The organism is Dokdonella immobilis, from assembly GCF_900115085.1.
GTDB classification, from domain to species: domain Bacteria; phylum Pseudomonadota; class Gammaproteobacteria; order Xanthomonadales; family Rhodanobacteraceae; genus Dokdonella; species Dokdonella immobilis.
In genome coordinates, this window is the sequence record NZ_FOVF01000003.1 from 138809 (window position 1) to 148580 (window position 9772).

Genomic DNA, 9772 nt, shown 5'->3' on the forward strand with positions numbered 1-9772 from the left:
GCTACTTTCCCGGTTTCATTCCGTGCTGCGAATGGTCCATCGGATCCGCCGGCCGGGTATCGTCAGCCCCCGGCAAATCCAGGCTGAAACCCGGATTGCGCCGATGCGGCTGGCCGAAGCCAGGATCCGTGCTGACTCGACGGGCCCGCTTGTCTTCCGGGTAACGGTACCAGCCCGGGTCGCGATAGTCGCCGGGGGCGAGATCGTCGCGGACCTTCAGCACCGTGAACATGCCGCCCATCTCGATGTTTCCGAACGGCCCCTGGCCGCTCATCATCGGCAAGGTATTGGCCGGGCCGGACATGCCCATGGCGACATGGTCGGCGTGCTCCGACATGCCGTTCCTGCCCATCGCCATATAGCCCGGCAGCAGCTTTCTGATCTCCGCTTCGACGCCGGACTGGTCGACGCCGGTGGGATTCGGAACGCCGTGCCCCATCGGGCCCATCGTGTGATGCGCCATGTGGCAATGCAGGGCCCAGTCGCCCGGTTCCGAGGCGACGAACTCGAAGTCGCGCATCTGGCCGACCCCGACGATCTCGGTGACTTCGCGTCGCCACTGCGAACGCGGCCAGCGTCCGCCATCCGAACCGGTCACCCAGAACGGATTGCTGTGCAGGTGGATCGGATGGTTCCACATCGACAGGTTGCCGATGCGAATGCGCAGGCGCTCACCGGTGCGCATGACGAGGTGCTCGATGGCCGGAAAGGTCTTCGAATTGAAGGTCCACAGGTCGAAGTCAACCATGATGCTCGGATCGGGCCGGTAGGTGCCCGGGTGCAGTGCCCAGTTGTGCAGCAGGAAGCAGTAGTCGCGATCGATCGGCACCTCCTCGCCGTCTTTCGGATGGATGATGAACATGCCCATCATGCCGAAAGCCATCTGCGTCATCTCGTCGGCATGCGGGTGGTACATGTGCGTGCCGTGCTGCTTCAGGGTGAATTCGTAGACATAGGTCTCGCCCGGTTCGATCGCCGGCTGGTTCAGTCCGCTGATGCCATCGAAACCGTTCGGCAGGTCGATGCCGTGCCAGTGCACCGAGGTGGCCTCGGGGAGGTGATTGGTCACGAAGATCCGCACGCGGTCGCCTTCGACGGCTTCCAGCGTCGGGCCCGGCGTGGTGCCGTTGTAGCCCCAGCACTTCGCCCGCGAACCAGGCGCGAACTCATGGACGATTTCTTCGGCCACCAGATGGAACTCCTTGACCCCGCCGTTCATGTGGTGCGGAAGGGTCCACCCATTGAGCGTGCGTACCGGACGATAGCCCTGCCCGGCGGTCCGTGCGGAGTGCGATCCGGTCGAGGGGCCGGTATCGATGGCCTGGTTCGGAAGCCGGGCGAGTGCGGGCCGGGCCGCGCCGGCGGCGAGCAGGCCGGCACCGCCGATGCCCATGAGCTGCAGGAGATTTCGTCGCGTCGTCATTTCGAGCCCTCATATCCATCGTGCATTGCGTCGCTGGTGTCCTGTGCTTTTTCGTGACGCTCCTTTGCGCCATGCGTGCCGGTCGGCGCAGGTCCGATCGGCGGCGAGCCATGGCCGGAATGATCCATGGTCCTGCCCTCGCCGCCTGCCGGTGCCTGATCGTCCGCGGGCCCGGCTTCCATCGCCGGCACGCCATGTCCCGAGTGATCCATGCCCGGCATGGCGTCCGCCGAACCGCCATGGTGCATGTGCTCCGGGGCGGAAACTTCGGTCGGCGCGAGCAGCGCCTCGACGTCTATCACGCGGGTACTGATCGAGGCGTCACTCGGCAGGACCGTGCCGACCGCACGGCCGAGCTCGGTGCGGGCCACCCAGTAGTCACGCACGGCATCGAGGTAGGCTGCATAGGCATCGAATTCCTGCTGCCGGGACAGCAACAGGTCGAATGCGCCAGAGAGCATGAAGTCGGTTCGTTCCTGCTGTCGCGCGACGATGGCTTCGCGCTGCGGGACCAGGGCGGACCGGTAGTCCTCGACAATGCTGCGCATGGCCGCCACGCGATCGCGTCCGAGCACCACGTCGTTGTCGATCTGCAATTCGAGCCGGGCCAGGTTGGCCCGGCCGATCTCGAGCTGCGCTTGGGCGCGCGCAATCGCCGCCTGTCCCTGGTTGAACAGCGGAATGGCCAGGGCCAGGCTGGGTCCGCTCAACTTGCCGCCATCTGGCTCGCGCTCGCGTTCGACGCCGAGGTCGATGTTGCCGATCAGGCGCCAGCGTCGGACCACGCCGAGGGCCTCGCCAAGCTGGTCCACTTCGCGGCGCGCGGCAAGCAGGTCGAGACGATTCTCGCGAGCCAGCGCACGCAGCGTTTCGAGCTCATCTTCAGTCTCGGCGGGCGCCGCCAGCGGGACATCGAGCTGCCAGCGGCCAGCCATGTCCCCGTTGAGGCCCATTCGGGCATTCAGTGCCAGCCGCGCACGCGTGGACTCCGCTCTGGCCATGCTTGCTGCGATACGCGCCTGGCTAGCCGAGGCCTGTTCCAGCTTCAGGGCCAGCGCACTGATGTTGCCCGCTTCGTAGTAGCGCTGGGCCAGATCGGAAGAGGCCGCGGCCGCTCTCGAAACCGCATCGCGCATGGCCGCCACCTGTCGTGCCCCCGCCGCCTCGTACCAGGCCCGCGCGACATCGGCGCAGAGCGTGACGATTTCCGCGGCGATCAACTGCTGGGCCCGCTCATACTCGCCTTCGGCGAAGCGGCGCTTCGACGACAGCAAGAGCAGGTCGGACAATGGCAGGCTCAGGCCCATCGTGATCTTCGAAGGCCCGCCGTCGCGCAAGGCCGAAGCCGAAAAGCCGGGATTGCCGATCCTGCTTGCCTCGACGACGTCGGCCTGGGCGATTCCCAGCTTGGCGAAGCTGGCGGCGAGGTCAGGGTTCTTGAGCAACGCGACCTTTTGCGCGGAGACCGGCGTCAGAGGGGCCGCGAGCAGCTCGTTCACGCGTGATTCGATGGCCGCGGGGACTTGCGGCGCTTGCGACCAGAAACCGGCATCCGGCACGCGTTGTCCGACCAGGGCCTGGACCCGATCGGCGCCTTCGCGCCGCGACACCGAAGCGCAAGCCGCCAGCATGGTCATGAGGACCACCCCAAGCAGCCTCAGAAGGACTCGTTTCATTTCATTTTCCGCTGACAGGCACGACTCGCGGACACGCGGATGTCGGCGTTCGAGATCGCGCAGTTGGAAGATGCGAGCCGCCAGGCTCGCGACACGGACGACAGCCGTCGTCGGACGGGAATCAGCGGATGGGAGGGCGCTGCAGCACGCTGGAACGGGCAAGTGGGAAGCCCGGCTCATCGGCAGCCAGTCTGCGCACGGACAGCGTGTGCATGGCCGGTGCCAGCAGCGGCACGTCGAATACCGCCGAGACGATGCAGCCACAAAAGCACTGACCCTTTGCACAGCAAGCGCTGCGCTCGTCGTGGGTTCCAGCCGGCCGGCCAGCCTCCGGCTCGTCGGCCACGGAGCGCTCCGACATGTCTTCGTGGCAAGGTGAAACGGCGCCGGCCGCTGCTGCTGCACCGCCCGGCACGCCGGCGTGCGCCATCGCCGAACGCATGCCGGAGCCATTCAGGCAAAGCATCAGGGCCAGAAGGCAATTGAGGGCGGTACGTGGCAAGGTCAATCCGGACGGTCTCTGCGCTGAAATAGACTGCTCGTTGAAGCAAAAGTTTTCAAGGGAGGGTCTGATCTGGCAGCCCGCTATCGACGCCAGGCCCGGCCGCGCTCCGCTATTCTTGATGGCCAGCGCCTACAATGGCGGCTTTGTCCGACCAGGCCGAGCCATGGCGCCCAATGCCACCATCTACAAGATCGAGCTGCAGCTCAGCGACATGGACCGCCATTACTATGCGACCCATGCATTGACCCTGGCCCGGCACCCCTCCGAGACCGATGAACGCATGATGGTGCGTCTGCTTGCCTTCGCCCTGTATGCCGACGAGCGCCTCGAGTTCGGCAAGGGCCTCAGCAACGACGAGGAGCCGGACCTCTGGCGCAAGGAGCTCGACGGCGACATTGCGCTATGGATCGACCTCGGCCAGCCCGACCCGGTCCGGGTCCGCAAGGCCTGCGCCCGGGCGCGCAAGGTCATCGTGGTCAACTACGGCGGTCGCAGCGCCGACATCTGGTGGGAGAAATCGGCCGAGTCCCTGCAGCGCCTGAAGAACCTCGACGTGATCGACATCGCCAGCGAATCGGTCGACGCGCTGGCCGCGCTGTCGGAACGCGGGTTGCGCGTGCAATGCCTGATCCAGGACGGCCACGTGCAGATCCTGTCTGTCGATTCGGTGATCGGAATCGATCCGCGGCCGCGCATGACCTCGAATCCGCCGGGTCGCTGATTTGGCGAGCGCGGCCGAGGACGTGGTGATCATCGGTGGCGGTGCCGCCGGGCTCATGTGCGCGCTCACCGCTGGCCGACGCGGCAAACGCGTGCGCGTGATCGAACACGCCAACCGGGTCGGCAAGAAGATCCTGATGTCGGGTGGCGGTCGCTGCAACTTCACCAATACCGGGACGTCGCCGACCAACTTCCTGTCGGCCAATCCGCATTTCTGCAAGTCGGCGCTGGCGCGCTACACGCCTGCAGACTTCATCGACATGGTCGACAGCCACCGCATCGCTTGGCACGAGAAGGAACTCGGCCAACTGTTCTGCGACGTGTCGTCAAAACAGATCGTGGGCATGCTGCTCGAGGAGTGCGCGCAGGCCGGCGTGCGCATCGACGTCGGCTGCAAGGTCGACGCGGTTCACCGCGTGGGCGGCGGCTTTCGCATCGAAACCGGCCCTGGAGAAATCGAGTGCCCTGCCCTCGTGGTCGCCACGGGTGGCCTGTCGATCCCGAGCATGGGCGCGACCGGCTTCGGCTACGACCTGGCCCGGCAATTCGGCCACGATGTCCTGCCGGTGCGAGCCGGGCTGGTGCCGCTGACCCTGAGCGGCAAGCACCACGAGCGCCTGCAGGATCTCAGCGGCGTCGCCCTGCCGGTCGAAAGCCGCTGCAACGGGGCAAGTTTCCGTGCCGATCTGTTGATCACCCATCGGGGTCTCAGCGGCCCGGCCGTCCTGCAGATCTCTTCCTATTGGCAACCGGGCGACGACCTGCGCCTGGATCTGCTGCCGGATTCGGAGGCATTCGAGTTTCTCCGCTCGCAACAGCGCGAGCGACCGGCCGCCGAATTGAGAACCGTGCTCGGCGAGGTGCTGCCGCGACGATTCGCGCAGCGCCTGTGCGAGGTCTGGTTCGGCAACAAGCCGATGAAGCAATGGCGCGAGACCGAACTGCGTGAGATCGCAGACCAACTGAAGGCCTGGCCCGTCGTCGCCAGCGGCACCGAGGGTTATCGGACCGCCGAAGTCACCCTCGGTGGCGTCGACACGACCCAGCTGTCCTCGAGCACGATGCAGTCGAAGCAGGTCGACGGCCTGTACTTCATCGGCGAGGTGGTCGACGTGACCGGGCACCTGGGCGGCTACAATTTCCAGTGGGCCTGGGCCTCCGGGCATGCGGCCGGCATGGCCCTCTGAGCGTATTCCGACCGTGGACTCCTGATGCTGCGACTGACCGAAATCAAGCTGCCGCTCGATCATGACGACCAGGCGTTGGCGCAGGCGATCAGGACGCGTCTTGTCCTGGCGGCTGACGAACCACTCGAATTCGCGATCTTCCGGCGCGGCGTCGACGCGCGCAAGAAGACGGCCATCGCCTTCATCTACACCGTCGATGTGCGCACCAGCCGCGATACGGAGCTGCTGGCGGCGCATGCCGCGGACCCGCATGTCATGGCGACTCCGGACACGCGCTACCGCTTCGTCGACAGCGGCGAGACGGTTCCGGCCCGCCGCGCCCAGCCCGCCCCAGGGCGTCCGATCGTCATCGGCACCGGGCCGTGCGGCATCCTCGCCGCACTGATTCTCGCCCAGATGGGCCTGCGTCCCCTCATCCTCGAACGCGGCAAGGCCGTGCGTGAACGCACGAAGGATACCTGGGGCTTCTGGCGTCAGAGCCGCCTCGATCCCGAATCGAACGTGCAGTTCGGCGAGGGCGGCGCCGGTACGTTTTCCGATGGCAAGCTCTACAGCCAGATCAAGGACCCACGCCACTACGGGCGCAAGGTGCTGACCGAATTCGTCAAGGCCGGCGCGCCGGAGGAAATCCTGTTCGTCAGCAAGCCGCACATCGGCACGTTTCGCCTGGTCAAGATGGTCGAGCACATGCGCGCCGGCATCGAGGCGCTCGGCGGCGAATTCCGCTTTTCGAGCAAGGTGACGGACCTGCGCGTCGAGGGCGGCCAGATGCGGGGCGTCGTGCTGGCCAACGGCGAGGAACTCGAGGCCGAGCACGTCATCCTCGCCATCGGCCACAGTGCGCGCGACACCTTCGAGATGCTGCACGCGCGCGGCATCTACGTCGAAGCCAAGCCGTTCTCGATCGGTTGCCGCATCGAGCATCCACAGGGGCTGATCGATCGCGCCCGCTATGGCCCGAGTGCCGGACATCCGCTGCTCGGCGCCGCCGACTACAAGCTCGTGCACCACGCCGGCAACGGGCGTTCGGTGTACAGCTTCTGCATGTGCCCTGGCGGCACCGTGGTTGCCGCGGCGTCCGAACCCGGGCGCGTGGTCACCAATGGCATGAGCCAGTACTCGCGCGATGAGCGCAACGCCAACAGCGCGATCGTGGTCGGCATCACTCCGGCCGACTACCCGGGCGGCCCGCTCGCCGGCATTGCCTTCCAGCGCCACTGGGAAGAGCGCGCTTTTGGCCTGGGCGGATCGAACTACGATGCACCGGGGCAGTTGGTCGGGGATTTCATTGCCGGTCGCGCATCGACCGGACTCGGCACGGTCCTGCCTTCGTACAGGCCGGGTGTGCAACTGGGCGACCTGGCCGGAGCCCTGCCCGACTTTGCCCTGCATGCCATGCGCGAGGCGCTGCCGGCGTTCGCCCGGCAGATTCGCGGTTTCGACCAGCATGACGCGGTCCTCACGGCGATCGAGACCCGCACCTCATCGCCGATTCGCATCAAGCGCAACGACGATGACCTGCAGAGCCTGAACACGCGCGGCCTGTACCCGGCCGGCGAAGGCGCCGGCTATGCCGGCGGCATCCTGTCGGCGGCCGTGGACGGGATCAGGGTTGCCGAATCGGTGGCCAGCAGCCTGCTGCGACTGTAGGCGCCTCGGCGCGAATGACGCCGAGGCGCATGCACCCTCGCAGCGAACGGGATACCGAATCTACAGCACGGATTGTTTGGGATAGCTGATCCGGTGAATGCCGGCCCGGTGGTAGCGGCGCGCATAGATCGGATGGGCGTACTTGAGCAACTCGACGGCCTTGTCGGTCGTCTCCCGGTCAGGCGCGTAGGCAAACAGGAAAGCGCCACCGCGCCGGGCAGTCTTGAGGTCGTCATCGACATAGCCGAGTTCGGTGCCAACCGCCCGGACCAGTTCCTGGCCCATCTTTTCGAGCATGTTGGAGTCTTCCATCGACTCGAGCCGCTCCGCGACGAATGGTCCGTCGACGGCGGCGACGTCATCTTCCCTGAAACCCGCCTCGAGGAACCGGTCACGGACTTCTTCGGCGCGCGCCTCGTTGTCGAACGCCGCCATCACATAGTGCAGCGGGTAGAAAACACCCATCGATGTGTCCGATTCCTTGAAGAAATCCCAATGCATTTTCATGGTCTGAACTCCTCTGACGCTGGACTCCCTTGGGTCAACCCTACGCGCGTCGCCTGCGACATGTGCTGAACGGGGGGGGCGCCGTCGCCAAACCAGTCTTTCGTCGTCCAGCCCTGCAGCGGTTCGGGAACGCCGGCTAAACGCAGGTTCGCGGTTCACCGCATCCGCCCGGGAACGCGTGCAGAATGGCCAGAGTGCTCCTGGGGGTAATTCCATGACAGCAGACGAAAAGCTCGTCGATCCGACTGACCGGACCGAACAGCCCGCGCAGTCGGTCGACAAGCCTGCAGCGACCATCGAGACCCCGGTCGAGGATGCGCAGAGCGAAGCAACACCCGTGAATCGCGTGCTCAATCGGGCCGTTCGCGAGTCCCTGCTCGAGGTCAACGCCGGCATTCATCGACTGCTCGCCGTCCTGGTCGTCGCCGGTGGTCTCTACACCTGTTATTTCGCCGCCGAATTGATCCTGCCCATCCTGCTTGCGGCGTTCTTTGCGCTATTGCTGAGCCCCATGATGAAGCGCCTGGCCAGTGGTTGGCTGCCGCGCTGGATCGCCGCCCTGCTGCTCATTTCACTGACCATGGCGACCCTGGTAGGCATCGGCAACGCGCTCTATGCTCCAGCTGCCGAATGGGTCGGGCGTGCGCCCCAGGTCCTGCGCAGTGCCACACCGAAGCTCAGGTCGCTGATGCGACCGATTGCCGAGGCCAACAAGATGGGCGAGTCGCTGAGCGAGATTGCCGGCGAGGGCAAACCCGGCAAGCAGCAGGTCGTGGTCCAGGCGCAGCCCCGTCCGAGTCTGCTGACGACGACACCACGGGTACTCGCAAGCGTGCTGGCCGTCGTCCTGCTGACCTATTTTTTCCTGCTCTACGGCGACAGCTTGCTGCGCCGTACCCTGATGATGCGCTCGACCTGGGAGAAGAAACGCATCACGGTCGACATCGTGCGTTCGATCCAGAACGACCTGTCGCGCTATTTCCTGACCGTCTGTTCGACCAGCATCGCGCTGGGCTGCGCGACCAGCGGCTTACTCTGGGGGCTCGGCGTCGATTCACCGCTGCTGTGGGGTGCGTTGGCCGCCCTGCTCAACCTGACCCCCTACGTCGGACCGCTGATCATGGCCGCCCTGCTCGCCCTGGTCGGTCTTTCGCAGTTTCCCAGCCTCGGCGCGGCGGCCTTGCCGGCCGCCGGCTACCTTGGCCTGCACCTGCTCGAAAGCCAGCTGGCCACGCCGCTCGCGCTGGGCCGCACGATCAATCTCAATCCACTGGCGATCATCCTCTGGCTGATGATCTGGGGCTGGATGTGGGGCATCCTCGGCCTGCTGCTGGCGGTGCCGATGCTGGTCTGCGTGAAGATCGTCTGCAGTCGTGTCGAGGGTCTGCAGGGTTGGGCGGTAATGCTTGAGAAGTGACCTTCAAGAATCTGATTTCATAACTGTTTTGCCCGGAAATCATGGATGTTCCGGAGTTCTCCGAGGGCACCCTGGCGGCTGTCATATCATTGCAATCCCGCTGACACAGACTCCGCTGCGTACCGGCGCCGTCATCGCATGCGCGCCGCCAGATGCGAGGACTGCCCCCTTGAACATGCGCCTGGGACTTCCGCTTGCCGGCTTGCTCCTGCTCTCGTCCACCGTGCTGGCCGAGCAGGCCTACGTGGATATCGAGCAGAGGCTCGATGCCGAGCAGCTCCATGCCACCGGACTCGATACCCTTTCCGCGCAGCAACTGGAATTGCTCAACCGACTGTTGCGCGAGGAGTCGGTGAAGGCGGTCGAGGCCGCGGTTGCCGAGTCGGCGCACGAGCAGTCGCCGAAATTCCTCGCCGGCCTCGATGAAGGCCCGATCAGCAGCCACCTGAAGGGATCGCTGGATGGCTGGCAACCCGGCACCGTCTTCGAACTCGAGAATGGCCAGCAATGGAAAGTGCTCAAGGGCAGCGTGAAACTGCGCGAGACCCTGCATGAGCCGGGGATCAAGCTCGTTCCGGGCATCGCCGGACGCTGGTTCCTGCAGGTCGTCGAGGACATGCCGAAGGCGCGCGTTTACCGGATCGATTGATCCGGCGTCGCCGAGCGGCCCGTGGGCGAAACCCCCAC

At 65.6% G+C, this 9772-nt stretch carries 9 protein-coding genes; 5 read left to right on the forward strand and 4 right to left on the reverse strand.

Annotated features, from left to right (window positions below):
* Position 1 precedes the first annotated feature (1 nt).
* The 3 genes from BM125_RS03410 to BM125_RS19675 all read right to left on the reverse strand — a co-directional run bounded on the left by BM125_RS03410 (position 2) and on the right by BM125_RS19675 (position 3601).
* On the reverse strand, positions 2-1423 hold the full coding sequence (locus BM125_RS03410) for a multicopper oxidase family protein (RefSeq protein WP_217647794.1): 1422 nt from the start codon (positions 1421-1423) through the stop codon (positions 2-4).
* The gene (locus BM125_RS03415) at positions 1420-3099 is read right to left on the reverse strand and encodes a TolC family protein (RefSeq protein WP_175497890.1); all 1680 of its coding nucleotides are present in this window, start codon (positions 3097-3099) and stop codon (positions 1420-1422) included. Before BM125_RS03415 ends, BM125_RS03410 begins: the two co-directional genes overlap by 4 nt.
* A gap of 121 nt (positions 3100-3220) precedes the next feature.
* A complete protein-coding gene (locus tag BM125_RS19675; protein ID WP_139224840.1) occupies positions 3221-3601 on the reverse strand; it encodes a CopL family metal-binding regulatory protein in 381 nt (126 codons plus the stop codon).
* Positions 3602-3767: 166 nt separating this feature from the next.
* Between BM125_RS19675 and BM125_RS03420 the strand changes: the two genes are divergently transcribed.
* From BM125_RS03420 to BM125_RS03430, 3 genes are read left to right on the forward strand one after another with little or no spacing between them, the layout of a single operon-like run.
* Entirely contained in the window at positions 3768-4325 is a 558-nt protein-coding gene (locus tag BM125_RS03420) for a YaeQ family protein (protein WP_092404896.1), read from the forward strand.
* A gap of 55 nt (positions 4326-4380) precedes the next feature.
* Positions 4381-5511 carry a BaiN/RdsA family NAD(P)/FAD-dependent oxidoreductase gene (locus tag BM125_RS03425; protein WP_425429593.1) on the forward strand — a complete coding sequence of 377 codons (1131 nt, stop codon included), beginning with the start codon at positions 4381-4383 and terminating at the stop codon, positions 5509-5511.
* Between the two features lie 24 nt (positions 5512-5535).
* A complete protein-coding gene (locus BM125_RS03430) occupies positions 5536-7161 on the forward strand; it encodes an NAD(P)/FAD-dependent oxidoreductase (protein WP_092404900.1) in 1626 nt (541 codons plus the stop codon).
* 60 nt (positions 7162-7221) lie between these two features.
* Here BM125_RS03430 and BM125_RS03435 read toward each other — a convergent pair whose 3' ends face one another.
* Entirely contained in the window at positions 7222-7668 is a 447-nt protein-coding gene (locus BM125_RS03435) for a hypothetical protein (protein ID WP_092404902.1), read from the reverse strand.
* Between the two features lie 214 nt (positions 7669-7882).
* Here BM125_RS03435 and BM125_RS03440 point away from each other — a divergent pair, with 214 nt between their 5' ends.
* Positions 7883-9085, forward strand: a complete 1203-nt coding sequence (locus BM125_RS03440; protein WP_092404904.1) for an AI-2E family transporter — start codon at positions 7883-7885, stop codon at positions 9083-9085.
* A 175-nt stretch (positions 9086-9260) separates the two neighbouring features.
* Positions 9261-9734: a hypothetical protein gene (locus BM125_RS03445; RefSeq protein ID WP_092404906.1), complete on the forward strand. Its 474-nt coding sequence runs from the start codon at positions 9261-9263 to the stop codon at positions 9732-9734.
* Positions 9735-9772: the final 38 nt, after the last annotated feature.

Bases quoted from the DNA above. Each gene is read 5' to 3' on its own strand.
- BM125_RS03410 (WP_217647794.1), bottom strand. From the start codon at position 1,423: ATGACGACGCGACGAAATCTCCTGCAGCTCATGGGCATCGGCGGTGCC.
- BM125_RS03415 (WP_175497890.1), bottom strand. From the start codon at position 3,099: ATGAAACGAGTCCTTCTGAGGCTGCTTGGGGTGGTCCTCATGACCATG.
- BM125_RS03420 (WP_092404896.1), top strand. From the start codon at position 3,768: ATGGCGCCCAATGCCACCATCTACAAGATCGAGCTGCAGCTCAGCGAC.
- BM125_RS03425 (WP_425429593.1), top strand. From the start codon at position 4,381: ATGTGCGCGCTCACCGCTGGCCGACGCGGCAAACGCGTGCGCGTGATC.
- BM125_RS03430 (WP_092404900.1), top strand. From the start codon at position 5,536: ATGCTGCGACTGACCGAAATCAAGCTGCCGCTCGATCATGACGACCAG.
- BM125_RS03435 (WP_092404902.1), bottom strand. From the start codon at position 7,668: ATGAAAATGCATTGGGATTTCTTCAAGGAATCGGACACATCGATGGGT.
- BM125_RS03440 (WP_092404904.1), top strand. From the start codon at position 7,883: ATGACAGCAGACGAAAAGCTCGTCGATCCGACTGACCGGACCGAACAG.
- BM125_RS03445 (WP_092404906.1), top strand. From the start codon at position 9,261: ATGCGCCTGGGACTTCCGCTTGCCGGCTTGCTCCTGCTCTCGTCCACC.